Annotated in this window: 15 protein-coding genes; 8 read left to right on the forward strand and 7 right to left on the reverse strand. The window is 72.9% G+C overall.

Annotated features, from left to right (window positions below; genetic code table 11):
• Positions 1 to 28: 28 nt before the first annotated feature.
• The gene (locus E1281_RS08265; protein ID WP_165958828.1) at positions 29 to 580 is read left to right on the forward strand and encodes a TetR/AcrR family transcriptional regulator; all 552 of its coding nucleotides are present in this window, start codon (positions 29 to 31) and stop codon (positions 578 to 580) included.
• Positions 577 to 2,109 carry an MFS transporter gene (locus tag E1281_RS08270; protein WP_131876588.1) on the forward strand — a complete coding sequence of 511 codons (1,533 nt, stop codon included), beginning with the start codon at positions 577 to 579 and terminating at the stop codon, positions 2,107 to 2,109. Before E1281_RS08265 ends, E1281_RS08270 begins: the two co-directional genes overlap by 4 nt.
• 57 nt (positions 2,110 to 2,166) lie before the next feature.
• Here the strand turns inward: E1281_RS08270 and E1281_RS08275 are convergent, their stop codons facing one another.
• The 4 genes from E1281_RS08275 to E1281_RS08290 are packed head-to-tail and all read right to left on the reverse strand — an operon-like array spanning position 2,167 to position 5,163.
• The gene (locus E1281_RS08275) at positions 2,167 to 2,955 is read right to left on the reverse strand and encodes an SDR family NAD(P)-dependent oxidoreductase (protein WP_131876589.1); all 789 of its coding nucleotides are present in this window, start codon (positions 2,953 to 2,955) and stop codon (positions 2,167 to 2,169) included.
• Positions 2,952 to 3,755, reverse strand: coding sequence for a glucose 1-dehydrogenase (locus tag E1281_RS08280; RefSeq protein WP_131876590.1), 804 nt, complete (start codon positions 3,753 to 3,755; stop codon positions 2,952 to 2,954). The genes E1281_RS08275 and E1281_RS08280 overlap by 4 nt, the downstream gene beginning before the upstream one ends.
• On the reverse strand, positions 3,752 to 4,000 hold the full coding sequence (locus E1281_RS08285; RefSeq protein WP_131876592.1) for a ferredoxin: 249 nt from the start codon (positions 3,998 to 4,000) through the stop codon (positions 3,752 to 3,754). Before E1281_RS08285 ends, E1281_RS08280 begins: the two co-directional genes overlap by 4 nt.
• Entirely contained in the window at positions 3,997 to 5,163 is a 1,167-nt protein-coding gene (locus E1281_RS08290; RefSeq protein WP_131876593.1) for a Rieske 2Fe-2S domain-containing protein, read from the reverse strand. The genes E1281_RS08285 and E1281_RS08290 overlap by 4 nt, the downstream gene beginning before the upstream one ends.
• Positions 5,164 to 5,306: 143 nt before the next feature.
• Here E1281_RS08290 and hsaA point away from each other — a divergent pair, with 143 nt between their 5' ends.
• Positions 5,307 to 6,473, forward strand: coding sequence for a 3-hydroxy-9,10-secoandrosta-1,3,5(10)-triene-9,17-dione monooxygenase oxygenase subunit (gene hsaA / locus E1281_RS08295; protein WP_131876595.1), 1,167 nt, complete (start codon positions 5,307 to 5,309; stop codon positions 6,471 to 6,473).
• 95 nt (positions 6,474 to 6,568) lie between these two features.
• Here the strand turns inward: hsaA and E1281_RS08300 are convergent, their stop codons facing one another.
• Together E1281_RS08300 and E1281_RS08305 are read right to left on the reverse strand one after the other, a co-directional pair.
• Positions 6,569 to 7,756 (reverse strand): alpha/beta hydrolase, encoded by a 1,188-nt coding sequence (locus E1281_RS08300; protein ID WP_131876596.1) that lies wholly within the window; start codon positions 7,754 to 7,756, stop codon positions 6,569 to 6,571.
• Positions 7,753 to 9,258 carry an FAD-binding protein gene (locus E1281_RS08305; protein ID WP_131876598.1) on the reverse strand — a complete coding sequence of 502 codons (1,506 nt, stop codon included), beginning with the start codon at positions 9,256 to 9,258 and terminating at the stop codon, positions 7,753 to 7,755. The genes E1281_RS08300 and E1281_RS08305 overlap by 4 nt, the downstream gene beginning before the upstream one ends.
• 159 nt (positions 9,259 to 9,417) lie before the next feature.
• Between E1281_RS08305 and E1281_RS08310 the strand changes: the two genes are divergently transcribed.
• The 3 genes from E1281_RS08310 (at position 9,418) to E1281_RS08320 (ending at position 11,667) form a co-directional block, all read left to right on the forward strand.
• Complete coding sequence (locus E1281_RS08310; RefSeq protein WP_131876599.1) at positions 9,418 to 10,035, forward strand: TetR family transcriptional regulator; 618 nt, start codon at positions 9,418 to 9,420, stop codon at positions 10,033 to 10,035.
• Positions 10,036 to 10,111: 76 nt separating this feature from the next.
• The gene (locus tag E1281_RS08315) at positions 10,112 to 10,861 is read left to right on the forward strand and encodes an SDR family oxidoreductase (protein WP_131876601.1); all 750 of its coding nucleotides are present in this window, start codon (positions 10,112 to 10,114) and stop codon (positions 10,859 to 10,861) included.
• Between the two features lie 29 nt (positions 10,862 to 10,890).
• Entirely contained in the window at positions 10,891 to 11,667 is a 777-nt protein-coding gene (locus tag E1281_RS08320; protein ID WP_131876602.1) for an SDR family oxidoreductase, read from the forward strand.
• Between the two features lie 53 nt (positions 11,668 to 11,720).
• On the opposite strand, the gene E1281_RS08325 is transcribed toward E1281_RS08320, so the two are convergent.
• Complete coding sequence (locus E1281_RS08325) at positions 11,721 to 12,641, reverse strand: 3-oxoacyl-ACP reductase (protein WP_131876604.1); 921 nt, start codon at positions 12,639 to 12,641, stop codon at positions 11,721 to 11,723.
• Between the two features lie 246 nt (positions 12,642 to 12,887).
• Between E1281_RS08325 and E1281_RS08330 the strand changes: the two genes are divergently transcribed.
• Together E1281_RS08330 and E1281_RS08335 are read left to right on the forward strand one after the other, a co-directional pair.
• Positions 12,888 to 14,048 (forward strand): steroid 3-ketoacyl-CoA thiolase, encoded by a 1,161-nt coding sequence (locus tag E1281_RS08330; protein ID WP_131876606.1) that lies wholly within the window; start codon positions 12,888 to 12,890, stop codon positions 14,046 to 14,048.
• 7 nt (positions 14,049 to 14,055) lie between these two features.
• Positions 14,056 to 14,692: PaaI family thioesterase (locus tag E1281_RS08335; RefSeq protein WP_207943176.1), on the forward strand; the 637-nt coding region annotated here is incomplete at its 3' end.

Below are 14,692 nucleotides of genomic sequence, written 5' to 3' on the forward strand. Positions count from 1 at the left end.
TACGTCTCATCTGGGTTATGGTCGTCTCATGGCTGTCGATCGTGATCAGGTGTTGCGCGCCGCCGCGGCCCTGCTCGCCCGCAAGGGCAGCGCGACCATGGACGAGGTCGCGCGGGCCGCCGGGATCGGGCGGGCGACGCTGAACCGGCACTTCCCCGGGCGGGACGCCCTCGTCCGCGCCCTGGAGGACTACGGCATCGCCGAGTGCGAGGCCGCCCTGGAGGCGGTGGACCTCGACGAGGGGGCTGCGGCCGATGTGGTGCGCCGCCTGGTACGCCGGATCGAGCCGTCCGCCGGTCTGCTGGCCTTCCTCTACAGCGAGAACCAGCTGTTCGAGGGCGAGGAGCAGAATCCGGGCTGGGCCCGTATCGACGCCCGGCTGACCGGGCTGTTCCGGCGCGGGCAGGAGAGCGGCGAGTTCCGGCTGGACCTCAGCCCGGTCTGGCTCACCGAGGCGCTGTACGGCCTCCTGGCCTCGGGCGCCTGGGCGGTGACCGACGGACGCGTGGCGCGCAACGACTTCAGCCACATGGTCACCGAGCTGCTGCTCGGCGGCGTCGCCCGGCAAGCGGAATCGTGACCGGCACCCGCCGGCCCGCCGGCCCGCCGGAGACGGAGAAGCACCCCGCACGCTGGCTGGCGCTGGCCGTGCTCGTCCTGGCGGTGCTGCTGGTGGCCGTCGACGCGACCGTCCTCGCGCTGGCGACCCCCTACCTCAGTGAGGACCTGCGGCCGTCGGGGACGCAACTGCTGTGGATCGGCGACGTCTACTCCTTCGTGATCGCCGGGCTGCTGGTGTCCATGGGCAGCCTCGGCGACCGCATCGGCCGCAGACGGATCCTGCTCCTCGGCGCCACGGCGTTCGGCGCGATATCGGTCCTCAACGCCTACGCGACCACGCCGGAGATGATGATCGCGGCCCGCGCGCTGCTCGGCGTCGCCGGCGCCACGCTGATGCCCGCGACCCTCGCCCTGATCCGCAATCTCTTCCACGACCCGCGCGAACGCAGCCTCGCCATCGGCCTCTGGGGGGCCGCCGCCTCGGCCGGCATGGCGGTCGGCCCGATCCTGGGCGGTGCGCTGCTGGAGTACTTCTGGTGGGGTTCGGTCTTCCTGATCAACCTGCCGGTGATGGCCGTCCTGGTCGTGGCCGGCCTCAAGCTGCTGCCCGAGTCGCGCAACCCCGCCCCCGGCCCGTGGGACCTGGTCGGCGTAGCCCTGCTGCTGGTCGGCATGGTGGGCGTCGTGTACGCGATCAAGGAGTCCGCCGCGCACGGGTTCGCGCGGGGCGCGCTCGCCGCGGGCCTGCTGGGCGCCGCCGCCCTGCTCGGGTTCGTCCGGCGCCAGCTCACGCTGTCCGCTCCGCTGCTGGACATGCGGATGTTCCGCAACCCCGGCTTCAGCGGCGCGGTCCTGGCCGACCTGATGACCATCTTCGGGCTGGCCGGCGTGATCTTCTTCCTCTCCCAGTACCTGCAACTCGTACAGGACAGGAGCCCCCTGGAGGCCGGCCTGGCCGAACTGCCCGTCGCGGTCGGCGCGGTGGTGGCCGGGCTGCTGGCCGGGCGCGCGGCCCGGCGCTTCCCGGTCCGCGCCGTGGTCTGCGGCGGGCTGGCCGCCGTCGGCCTGGGGCTCGCCCCGCTCACCGTGATCGACCCGTCCACCGGGTATCCGCTGCTCGGGACCGCCTTGCTGGTCGTCGGCATCGGCGCCGGCTTCGCCTTCACCGTCACCGCCGACGTGATCCTCTCCAGCGTCCCCAAGGAGCAGGCGGGCGCCGCCTCCGCGGTGTCGGAGACGGCGTACGAACTCGGCACCGCCCTCGGCATCGCCCTGCTCGGCTCGATCGTGACCGGCGTCTACCGGGGGTTCGACGGCCCGGCCGGAACCCCGGACGCCGCGCACGAGTCGCTGGGCGCGGCCGTGCAGATCGCCGAGCACCTGCCGCCCGGCACCGCCCCGGCGCTGCTGGAGGCGGCCCGCGACTCCTTCGTCGACGGTCTGTCTCTCGCCGCCGGCGCGGGGACGGCGACCCTGCTGGCCGCCGCCACCGTCACCTGGTTCCTGCTACGGGGCCGGAAACTCGACGACGAGCCCGCGGAACACTGACCCGGACCGGCCGGCGGCGTCCGTCCCCACGGGCGAGGGGGCGGTGCCGTGCCGCGGCTATGACGGGTCGGGGAGCATGCGGCGCATCGCCTCGTGGGCGGCCAGGACCTTGCGGTCGCGGGGGAAGCCCGCGCGCTTCCGGGCGGCCTCGTCGTTGCCGCCAGCGACCCAGACGGGGCCGTCCTTGAGGTGGTCGAGGCCCTCGCGGGCGATGTCGTCGGGCTCGGCGACGTTGAGGCCCGGCATGTCCATGTTCAGGCCGGCGCGTTCCATCGCCGGGGTGCGGGTCACGCCGAGGACGAGTTCCAGGACGTCCACCCCGTGCTCGCGCATCTCCAGCCAGAGGCCCTCGGCGAAGACGCGGCCGAACGCCTTGACGGCCGAGTAGATGCTGATCTGCGCCTGGCCCATGTAGCCGGCGAGGGAGCCGACCAGCAGGAGGCCGCCGCGTCCGCGCTCCTTCATGAGCGCGCCGAAGTGGTGGGTGAAGGCAAGCTGCGCGGTGATGTTGAGGTCGATGACGCCCTGGAAGCGGTCCAGGTCGCCGGTGACGAACTCGTGGCCGTAGCTGTTGGCGCCCGCGTTGAAGACGAGAAGCCCGACGTCCAGGTCGTCGGTGACCTCGCGGAGCGCCTTGAGCGGGTCGGGGGCGACGAGGTCGAGTTCGAGGGTGCGGACCTCCACGCCCTTCGCGCGGACGGCCTCGGCGGTCTCCGCCAGGGGGCCGGGCTTGCGGGCGATGAGCACGAGGTTCAGGCCCGCGTCGGCGAGCCGGTGCGCGAACGCGGCGCCGACCCCCTCCGAGCCGCCCGCGATGACGGCCCACGGGCCGTATTCGTCGATCATTGTTCTCCGTCCAGGTCCGGGGACCAGGCGACGCCGTTGATGTGCGAGCCGCCGTCCGCGAACAGGGTGTTTCCGGTCAGGTAGCGGGCGTCCTCGGACGCGAGGAACACCGCCACGGGCGCGATGTCGGTCTCCGGGTCGCCGAGGCGGCCCATCGGGTTGGCCCGGTCGGCGGCGGCCTCGATCTCCGGGTGCGCGGCCGCCATCCGGTGGAACGCGGCGCTCTTGGCGCCGGGGCAGATCGCGTTGACGACGACGCCGGCGGGCGCCCACTCGCGGGCGGCCGTGCGGGTCAGCGTCCGGAGCGCCTCCTTGGCCGAGTTGTACTCCAGGGTCCCCATGTGGGCGTTGACACCGTTCAGGGAGCACATGTTGATGATGCGGCCCCAGCCGTTCGCCTTCATGTGGGGGAACGCGGCCTGCATCGCCCACAGCGGGCCGTAGTAGCCCATGGCGAAGCCGCGGGCCAGGGCTTCGTCGGTCTTGGTCTCGACGCGGCCGACCGTCCCGGCGCCCCAGGCGTTGTTGACCAGGATGTCCACGCCGCCCCAGGTGCCGACGGCTGCCGCGACCATCGCGTGCACCTGCGCCTTGTCGGTCACGTCCGTCGGGACGAACCGGGCGTTCTCCCCGATCTCGGCGGCCACCCGCGTGCCGGTCTCCTCGTTCAACTCCGCCACCAGGACGCGGGCGCCCTCGGCGGCGAAGCGGCGGGCGACGCCGCGTCCGATGCCGTCGCCCGCGCCGGTCACGACCGCGACCCGCCCCGCGACCCGTCCGGCCGGTCCGTCCGCCGTCACTCGACCACCTTGATGGCGCCGGTCAGCGCCGCCTCCTGGATCGCCGAGCGCAGCGCCGGGCAGGTGTCGTGCGGGTCCTGGATGCCCGCGCACGCGGCCCTCGCCTCGGCGTTCCACTGGATGCTCGTCTGCTCCCAGCTCGCCTTGCGCACCAGCACCTCGGCGGCGCAGCGGCGGCACCGGACGGGCAGCAGCGGGCCGTCCAGGAGGCGCTCGTCCCGCAGAGCGCCCTCCCGGCTCGTCATGCCGAGGCCCCCTCGGAGTCCAGGCGGGCGAGGTTCTCGTCGACCTCCTTCTGCCACGATTCGACCGGACGGGTCGTGTCGATCTCGAACTCGAACCGGTCGGTCATCTCCGGCCTCACGTCGGCGACGTCGACGTAGAACTGCTCGTACCAGCGGCGCAGCTGGTAGACGGGGCCGTCCTCCTCGCACAGCAGCGGGTTGTCGATGCGGGCCTTGTTCTTCCAGATCTCGACGTCCTGCTGGAAGCCGAGCAGGATGAACTCCGACAGCTTCTGCGCCGTCGCCTCGGCCGCCTCCGCCGGCAGCGTGTCGCTGTGCTGGACGATGATCCCCGAGTGCAGCGAGAACGAGTTCTGGTCGATCGGGTAGTGGCAGTTGATCAGGACGGAGTTCAGGTCGTACCCGTCGTAGTGGTACGTCAGCTCGTCGATCATGAAGGACGGGCCGTGGTAGGACGCGACCGAGGTGTTGCCGAGCATCCGCGGCCCGCCGCCGCCCGAGCCCTCGCGCCTGCGGCGGGAGTCCTCCCTGGTCACGCCCTTCATGATCTGGGTGGCGACCTGGCCCTCGAAGATGTTCTTGAAGAACGTCGGGAAGGACTGGTGGATGTAGAAGAAGTGCGCCATGTCCACGACGTTGTCGATGACCTCGCGGGCGTTGGTGTGGACCACCTGCTCCGTCCAGCGCCAGTCGGTCCAGTCGTCGCGGGTGGCGCCCTCGATCACCGGGATCGTCACGTCCGCCGGGGGGTTGTTCCCCTCCGGGTCGTTCCAGACGAACAGGAGCCCGTCCTGCTCCATCGTCGGCCACGACGCGGTCCGGGCCCGCAGCGGGACGCGCCGCGCGTAGGGGATCGACTTGCAGCGCCCGTCGCCGCCCCAGCGCCAGTCGTGGAACGGGCAGGCGATCTCGTTGCCCTTGACGGTGCCCTGCGACAGGTCGCCGCCCATGTGCCGGCAGTACCCGTCGAGCACGTTCGTCCTGCCGTCCGCACCGGTGAAGACCACGAGCTTCTGCCCGAACGCGTTGACCGTGTGGGGCTTGCCGTCCTTGAACTTCTCGGCCAGCCCGAGGCAGTGCCATCCCCGGGCGAAACGGGAGGAGATCGCCTCCGCCTCGATGGCGCGGACGGCGTCCGACTCGGTTGCGGTCACGTGGATCATCCCTTCGAAGACGGATGGGTGATTCGAACGTTAGGTCGCAGGTCACCATCCCGTTCGGCGAGTCCCGCTGGCCGGGACGTTTCCGCCCGCCGCGGCACCCTGACATGGTGTCCTGCAAAGGCAGTGCAGAGGAAGGAGCGGGGATGAGCAACGAGGTCCTGGACGCCGTGCGCGGGCTGCTGCCGGGCATCGCCGAGCGGGCCCGGCCCGTGGACGAGAAGGGACGCATCCCCTCCGAGACCATCCGCGAGCTGACCGCCGCCGGCGTGTTCCGCATGCTCCAGCCCGCCCGGTACGGCGGAGCCGAGGACGACCCGGTCGCGTTCTACGAGGTCGTCCGGGCGATCTCCGGCGTCTGCGGCTCCACCGGCTGGGTCGCGGCGATCCTCGGCGTCCACTCCTGGCACCTCGGACTGTTCGAGGACGAGGCGCAGCACGAGGTGTGGGGCGCCGGGACGGACACGCTGATCTCCTCGTCGTACTCCCCGATCGGGCGGCTCACCCCGGTCGACGGCGGCTACGAGCTGACCGGGCGGTGGTCGTTCTCGTCCGGCTGCGAGTTCGCGTCCTGGGCCCTCCTCGGCGCCCTCGTCGTCGGCGCCGAGGGACGTCCCGTCGACTTCATGACGGTGCTCATCCCGCGCGAGGACTACGAGATCCACCAGGTGTGGGACTCGATGGGCCTGCGCGGCACCGCGAGCGACGACATCGTCGTGGAGAACGCGTTCGTCCCCGCCCACCGCGCGATGCGCAACTTCGAGCAGGCGCAGCTCCGCAACCCGGGCCGCAAGGTCAACACGGGCCCGCTCTACCGGATGCCGTTCGGGACGATCTTCACCGCCACGGTCACCGCCAGCGTGATCGGCATGGCGGCCGGCTGCCACGACCACTACGTGGACAGGATGCGCGAGCGGATCCGGCTGAGCCTGGGCGGCGGCCGGTTCGTCGAGGACCCGTTCGCGCAGGTCGCCGTCGCCCGCGCCGCGTCCGAGATCGACGCCGCGGTCCTGCAGACCGACCGGAACGTCCGGGAGATCCACGAGTACGCGGTCCGCAACGAGAAGATCCCGATGGAGCTGCGCCTGCGCGCCCGCCGCGACCAGGTCCGCGGCACCGAGCGCGCCATCGAGGCGATCGACATCCTGTTCAAGACCGCCGGTGGCAACTCCCTCCACCGCGGCAACATCATCGAACGCACCTGGCGCGACGCCCACGCCGGCAGCGTCCACGTGGCGAACGACGTGGAACACGCCCTGTCCATGTACGGCCGCGGCGAATTCGGCCTCAAGGTGGAGGACAACCTCGTCTGACTCCGCCGGGTCTCCCCGGGACCTACGTAGGCCGCGTCTATGTAGATGGAATCTACATAGATACCGTCCGTGGGGGCGGGCAAGGCCGGGCTCGGTCAGCAGTCGCTCGGTGGGGTTCGGCCTGTGCGGAGGGCTTGGACGTAGTTCAGGCCCTCCTCGAACGACACGTCCATCAGGCCGCGGTGGTCGGCGCCGTCGAACATGCCGTACGTGATGCCGCTGTACCTCTTGCACAGGTCGGTCACCACTTGGTCGGTCGCCCCCGGCGTGACCTCTGCGTCGTCCATGCCCTGGAGGACGAACGTCGGCACCTTCAGGTTCAAGCCGATGGGCTCCTGCGAGCGGAGGTAGGTCTCCAGCGGCGCCAGGTCCGCGTCCGGGCGGAACACGTCCTCTGTCGGCAGGTCCGCGCTCAGCTCCCTGAGCTGGGCCGTGCACGCGCTGGTACGGGTCGCTCGGACGAGCGGGGCGGCCCGCTCGGTCACCAGGTCCTCCGGCACGAGGGACGGGTCGGCGGCCTGGGAGCCGGTGAGCATGACGAACAGGAACGGCAGCGCGCCCCTCGCACCCGGCAGCCCCGCCTTCACGTAGCCGGGGGTCTGGCTCATGAAGGAACCGGGGGCCAGCGCCAGGGAGCCCTTGAGCCGGACGTCCTGGGGCGTCCGCCGCTGCGCGGCGGTGAACAGGGCCGCCTGGCCGCCCTGGCTGTGGCCGGCGGCGAACCAGTCGCGTCCGATGCGCCGGTCCAGCCTGCGGGCGGCGCGCACGATGTCGGTGACGGTGTTCGCCTGGCTGACGCCGTTCATGTACGGGTGGCCGCCCGGGGTGGCGAGGCCCTCGTAGTCGGTCTGCACGACGGCGTAGCCCTCGGCCACCCACTTGTCCAGGTACCGCTCGGTGTAGGCGAGGTAGTCGTGGGCGGGGCCGTCGGCGGTGTCGGCGGACGGGGCGCACACGTCGGCGGTGCCGGTCGTGCCGTGCGCCCAGCTGAGCACGGGCCAGCCGCCGCGCGGCGCCTCGCCCTCCGGGATCGCCACGGTGCCGGTCACGGTGATCCGCGTGCCGCCCACGCCCTCCGACGTGTAGGTGATCTTCCGGTTGACGGCGGCGCTGGGCAGTGCCGCCGCGTTCGTCAGCGGGTCGCTGTCGAGCAGCCTTCCGCGGTGCCCCGGCGGGACTCCGTGGTCTCCGGCCTGGGCGGGGACGGCGACGATTCCGGCCGTCCCGGCGAGGGTGATGGCCGCGGTGGCGAGGACCGCGGTGCGTCTCCTGGCAGATCTCATGGGGAGTTCCTCGTGATGTCCTGGACGGCGCGGTAGGCGAACGCCATCGCCGAACCGATGGGGATGCCCGGACCGGGATAGACGGGGCCGGTGAAGGAGGCGCTGGTGTTGCCCGCCGCGTAGAGCCCGGGGATGGGACGGTCCGTGCCGTCCAGGACGCGGCCGTCCGGGTCGGTGCGCAGCCCGCCCTTCGTCCCGAGGTCGCTCAGGACGACCTCCGCCGCGTAGAACGGCGGCTGGCCGACGGCGACCACGCACGGCCTGCCACCGGAGAAATAGCGGTCGTAGGGGTCCTCGCCCCGGTGGAAATCCTGGTCCACGCCCTTCTCCGCGAAGCCGTTGAACCGCTCGACGGTCGAGGTCAGCGCGTCCGGGGAGAGGTCGATCCTCCCGGCCAGCTCGTCCAGGGTCCCGGCCTGGACCCAGTGGCCCGACGCCACCTGGTCGTCCGGCGCCAGCGGCGGGACGGAGATCGCCGGGAGCCCGCCGGAACGGGCGTCGAAGACCAGGTGGAAGGGGCCCTGGGCCGCGGCCATCCGCCGCCCCATCCGGTCGTAGGGGAGGGACTCGTTGGCGAAGCGGCGCCCCGACCCGTCCACGATGAGCCCGCCCCGGAAGCCGAGCGTGAAGGCGGGCCGCCCGTCCGGGGTCAGCAGGCCGGGGCAGTACCACGCCTGGTCGAGCAGCCCGGTGGACGCGCCGATCCGCACGGCCGCCTCGATCGCGTCGCCGGTGTTCGCGCCGTCCGGGGCCATCGTCCAGTTCGCGTCGCCGTGCACGCCGCCCGCCTCCCGCAGCGCCACCGACGACTCGAACCCGCCGGCGGCCAGCAGCACCCCGCGCGCCGCCCGCAGCCGGAGGGAACCGGCCTCCACGCCCACGACCCGGCCGTCCTCCACGATCAACCCGGTCAGCGGGGTCTCGGTCCGCACGACGCCGTTCCCCGTCGCGGTGAGCGCCAGCAGGAGCCGCCCGATCAGCGAACGGCCCTGCGCCATCGGCTTCGACGCGTGGCCGCGTCCCGCCCGGTCCCGGTCGACCGGCGGCCGGACGAGTCCGGCCAGGTCGCCGAGCTCCTCGACCGGCAGTTCCGGCGGCACGAACGAACGCCCCATGTCCAGGCGTCCGGGCGCGTCGAAGTAGTCGGGAAACGCCTGGAAGCGGAACTCGATCGCCGGGTCCTTCTCCAGGAACTCCACCAGCTCGGGCGCCGTCGCCAGGAACGCCTCGCGGCGCTCCTCCTCGGCGTCCCCGAGCAGCGCCCGGAGGTAGGCGCGCGCCGACTCCGCCGAGTCGCCGAGCCCGGCCCGCTCCTGCACCCGCGTCCCCGGCAGCCAGATCGCCGACCCCGAGTACGCGGACGTCCCGCCGAGCAGCGCCGTCTTCTCCAGGACGGCCGTCCGCAGCCCGCCCGACGCCGCCGCGAGCGCACCGGCCATCGCCCCGGCGCCCGATCCGGCCACCACCACGTCGTACTCGTCGTCCCACCGGGCGTTTCCCACGTGAATCCCCTCCGGATCTCGGCGCGGGCACAACGTAAACGCGTGCCGAGCCACGGCGGGAGGCACGGTCCCACTGACCGGTATCGCGGATCGCGGGTGCGGCCGGGAGTCCGGATATTGTTCCTTGTCAACAGCAGGAACGGACCCGGGGGGAGGACCGTGGCGAGGATCGCAGCGGGCAGGCCGTCGGCCGAGCCGAACTCGCCCGAGCAGCACGACCGCCGCAGGCGCATCCTCCGCGCGGCGGCGCGGATCGGCGCGGAGAAGCCCCTCGAACGCGTCCAGATGCACGACGTGGCCAAGGAGGCCGGGGTCGCGATCGGCACCCTGTACCGGTACTTCCCGTCGAAGGTCCACCTGTTCACCGCGGTCATGGCCGCGCAGGTCGACCGGCTCCGGGAGCAGGTCCGCGAGCCCGCCCCGGGCACCGCCCCGGAGGACGCGGTCGCCGACCTGCTGGTGCAGGCCAGCCGCAGCCTGCTGGCCGAGCCGGTGCTGTCCACGTCCATGCTGCACGCGTCCAACACCGCCCACGTCGCGACCGTCGCCGACACCGTCCACATCGACAGCACGATCCGGGAGACCCTGCTGACGACCGTCGGCATCGACAACCCGACCGTCCAGGACGTCACGCTCGTCCGGCTCCTGGTCCAGTGCTGGTACGGGGTCCTCCAGTCGAGCCTCAACGGCCGCGCGTCCATGGCCGACATCGAGGGCGACATCCGCCTCGCCTGCCGGCTGCTGCTCGCTCCCCGCTCCAACGCGCCCGGCGAATAGCCGGTGCGGCGCACCGGGCTCCCGGTGATCGGGATCGCCCCCGGCATCCGCGGCGGGCCCCGGCTAGCGTGCCGCCATGAATCGCTATGACGGCGTGAAAGTGCTGCTCACCGGGGCGGCGTCGGGCATCGGACGGGCCACGGCGCTCCGCCTCGCCGCCGAAGGGGCCGCGGTCCGCGCGGTGGACGTCTCCGAGAAGGGCCTGGCCGAGACTGCCGCCGCGGCCGCCGGGCCGGGCACGATCACCGTCCGCACGGCCGACGTCACCGACGAGCCTGCCGTCGTCGCCGCCGTGGCGGACGCCGCGGAGACGCTCGGCGGCATCGACGTCCTCGTCAACGTGGCGGGCGTCCACAAGACCACCCCGATCGAGACGCTGACGGTGGACGACCTCAACCGGCTGTTCTCCGTCAACCTCGTCGGGACCGCGCTGTTCTGCCGGGAGGCGCTCAAGCACCTCCCGGACGGCTCCGGCGTGATCGTCAACACGGCGTCGCTGGCGGCGACGCAGGGAAACCCGTACATGACGGCGTACGCGGCGTCCAAGGGCGCGGTGCTCGCGTTCTCGCTCAGCCTCGCGGCGGAGCTGACCGGCCGCCGCATCCGCGTCGTGCCGATCTCCCCGGGGTCCGTCGACACGCCGCTGATCCGGGCGGCCGGCATGTTCCCCGAGGGGCTCGACCTCGGCTACTTCTCCAAGATCCGCTCCTACTTCGGCGCGGCCGACCCGGCGCAGATCGCGGCCGCGATCGCGTTCGCCGGCTCGTCCGACGCGGGCTACTTCACCGGCGCCGACCTCCGCGTCGACGGCGGCGCGCACACCTAGAGGCGCGCACACCTAGAAGGGACACCCACATGGCACGGACCATCGCCGTCAGCGGCTCGGGGTCGGGCATCGGCAAGGCCCTCGCCGGGATGCTCCGCGACGCGGGCGACACCGTCATCGGCATCGACCTGCGCGACGCCGAGGTGTGCGCCGACCTCGCCGGGCCGGAAGGCCGTTCGCGCGCGGTCGCGGAGACGCTGGATCTGTCGGGCGGGACGCTCGACGGCGTCGTCGCCTGCGCCGGCGTCTCGGAGTTCACCGTCCTCCCGGTCAAGGTCAACTACTTCGGCGCCGTGGCGCTGCTGGACGGCCTGCGCCCCGCCCTCGCCCGCGCCGGGGCGCCCCGCGCGGCCGTCGTCGGCTCCATCTCCGGGACCCATCCGGTGGACGACGCCGTCGTCCGTGCCTGCCTGGACGGCGACGAGGCCGCCGCGCTGGAGGCGGCCGGGAAGGCCGTCGAGGCCGGTGCCGGGAACCGGACGTACTCGTCCTCGAAGGCGGCGCTCGCCCAGTGGGTGCGGTGTGCCTGCGTCACCCCGGAGTGGGCGGGGGAGGGCATCCCGCTGAACGCGATCGCGCCCGGTGTCGTCCGGACCCCGATGAGCGAGCCGCTGTTCGCCGACGAGGCCATGTTCAAGGTCATGAACGAGGCGGTCCCGATGCCGCTGAACGGCTACGCCGGCGCCGGGGTGATCGCGGAGGCGCTGCGCTGGCTGATCTCCCCGGTCAACACCCACATGACCGGGCAGATCATCTACGTGGACGGCGGCGCCGAGCCGACCCTCCGGGGCCCGGGGGTCTTCTGATCCGCACCGGTGGCCGCCCCTTCGCGCCTCGGGGCGGCCACCGGCGGTCCGGATCAGTGCCTGCTGGTCTCGGTGTTGTCGAGCCGGGCGACGCTGTAGGCGGCGTAGGTCCGGTGCGGTTCGCGTCCCTCGAAGTAGGGGGTGAGCTGCTCGCCGAGTTCGCCGACGGAGAAGACGCCGTCCGCCGCGGTGAACTTCTGCTCCACGGTCGGCGCCGCCATCAGCGCGACCATGTCGCCGTAGACGACGAACACCTGCCCGGTGATCTTCTCGGACGCGGGGGAGGCCAGGTAGCCGACGAACGTCCCGACCCGCTCGGGCGCCATGGCGTCGAGCCCGCCGGGCGCGGTGCCCTCGGCGAACGTCGCCTCGGTCATCGCGGTGCGGGCGCGGGGGCAGATCGCGTTGGCGCGGACCCCGTACCGGCCGAGGCCCGCGGAGGTCGACAGCGTGAGCGCCACGATCCCCGCCTTGGCCGCCGAGTAGTTCGGCTGGCCCGGCGACCCGAACAGGAACGCCTCCGACGCGGTGTTCACCACCCGTCCGTAGACCGGGCCCCCGGCGGCCTTGCTCGCGGCGCGCCAGTGCACGGCGGCGGCGCGGGACACGGCCGCGTGCCCCTTCAGGTGGACGTGGATGACGTCGTCCCAGTCCGACTCGGACAGGTTGAACAGCATCTTGTCGCGCAGCACGCCCGCGTTGTTGACCAGGACGTCCAGCGAGCCGTACGTGTCGACGGCGGCCGACACCAGCGTGTCGCCCATCGACCAGTCGCCGACGTCCCCCTTCACCGCGACGGCCTGCCCGCCCGCCTTCCGGATCTCGGCGACGACGTCGTCGGCCGCCGGTCCCATGTCGTTCACGACGACGGCGGCCCCCTGCGCGGCGAGGGCGAGGGCCTCGGCGCGGCCCAGCCCGGCGCCCGCGCCGGTGACGACGGCGGTGCGCCCCGCCAGGGACAGGTCAGCGTTCATCGGAGCCTCCGGTTCGATGGTCAGAGTCGCACGCCGGAGGCTAGTACGAATTCTAGTTCGGGGGACGCCCCGTCCCGCTGAGCGGGGCCGGGCACGTGCCCCGAACGGCCGGGACCGCTGAGTGGGACGGCGCTTGCCCGCCGATGAGAACGAATTCTAGTCTCGGCCATGCCCTCCCCGGCGCGCGGCGCCGAGGGGGGCGCGTCCTGTGCGTGCTCGTCTCGTTCGTCGTTCTAGGGAGAGTTCATGGCCGAGGCCGTCATCGTCGACGCCGTCCGGACGCCGGTCGGCAGGCGTTACGGGGCCCTGTCGGGCCTGCACCCGGCCCAGCTGCTCGGGTCGGCGCAGCGCGGGCTCCTGGAACGTTCCGGGCTCGCGCCGGACGCGGTCGGGCAGGTCATCGGCGGCTGCGTGACCCAGGCGGGGGAGCAGTCCAACAACGTGACCCGCAACGCGTGGCTGTACGCCGATCTGCCCCACGCGACGGCGTGCACGACGATCGACTGCGCGTGCGGGTCGTCCCAGCAGGCGGTGCACCTCGTCGCCGGGCTGATCGCGTCCGGGGCGATCGACGCCGGCATCGGGTGCGGCGTCGAGGCGATGAGCCGGGTGTTCCTCGGCCAGGCCCTCATCCCCGGGACCGGCGGCCCCGCCCCCGACGGGTGGGAGATGGACATGCCGGACCAGTTCACCGCCGCCGAGCGCATCGCGGAGAAGCGCGGCATCACCCGGGAGGACGCGGACGCGTTCGGGCTGGAGTCACAGGCCAGGGCGAAGGCGGCGTGGGCGGACGACCGGTTCGCCGGGCAGGTCCTCCCGGTCGAGGCGCCGGTCATGACCAGGGAGGGACCGACCGGCGAGACCGCCGTCGTCACCCGCGACCAGGGATTGCGCGACACGACCGCCGAGGCCCTCGCCGGTCTGAAGCCGGTCGTCCCGGGCGGCGTCCACACCGCCGGGAACTCGTCCCAGATCAGCGACGGGGCGGCCGCCGTGCTGCTGATGTCGCGCGAGCGCGCCGCCGGGCTGGGCCTGCGTCCCCGCGCCCGGATCGTCGCGTCCGGGATGGTCGGGTCCGACCCGTACTACCACCTGGACGGGCCGGTCGAGGCGACGCGGCACGTCCTGGACAAGGCCGGGATGAAGCTGTCCGACATCGACCTGGTCGAGATCAACGAGGCGTTCGCGTCGGTCGTCCTGTCGTGGGCGTCCGTCCACGAGCCGGACATGGACAAGGTCAACGTCAACGGCGGCGCCATCGCCCTCGGCCACGCGGTCGGCTCGACCGGCGCCTGCCTCATCACGCAGGCCGTGCACGAACTGGAGCGGTCGGGCGGGTCCACCGCGCTCGTCACGATGTGCGCGGGCGGCGCGCACTCCACGGCCACCATCATCGAACGGATCTGAGGGGCACATGACCATCGGACCGACGAAGGAGGCCCGCGGCCCGCGCGAGCACTCCGGGACCCGGCCGGCCGGCGTGGACGCGGCCTCCGCCGCCGCCCGCCGCGTCATCGACGCCCTGCTCCGGTCCGGCGACATGACGGATGCCGACATGGCGGCCGTCGCCGACCGCCTCAACGCCGTCGCCGACGACCTTGAGGTGGGGGCCCCGCCGCTGGAGGACCGCTTGGTCGACATGTGGCGCGGTGACGGCATGACGCGCCACGACCCGGTCGCCGGCCCGGAGAACCCGATCGCGCCGCCGCTGGAGTACGAGGCGGTGGACGCCCGGACGATCGAGGCCACCGCGACGCTCGGCCTGCCCTACCAGGGCCCGCCGTCGAGCGTCCACGGCGGGATCTCCGCGCTGCTGCTCGACCACACCCTCGGCGTGGCGAACGGCTGGGCCGGCACATCGGGCATGACGGCCGAGCTGACGCTGCGCTACCACCGCCTGACGCCGCTGTTCGAGCCGCTCACGATCAGCGCCCGCCAGCTCTCCGTGGACGGCCGCAAGATCCGCACGGAGGGCGCCATCAGCGCGGGCGGCGAGACCTGCGTGACCGCCGAAGCCCTCTTCATCGCCAAACACCCGCCCCGCCCCCGCT

It is taken from the genome of Actinomadura sp. KC345 (assembly GCF_004348515.1).
GTDB lineage: Bacteria > Actinomycetota > Actinomycetes > Streptosporangiales > Streptosporangiaceae > Spirillospora.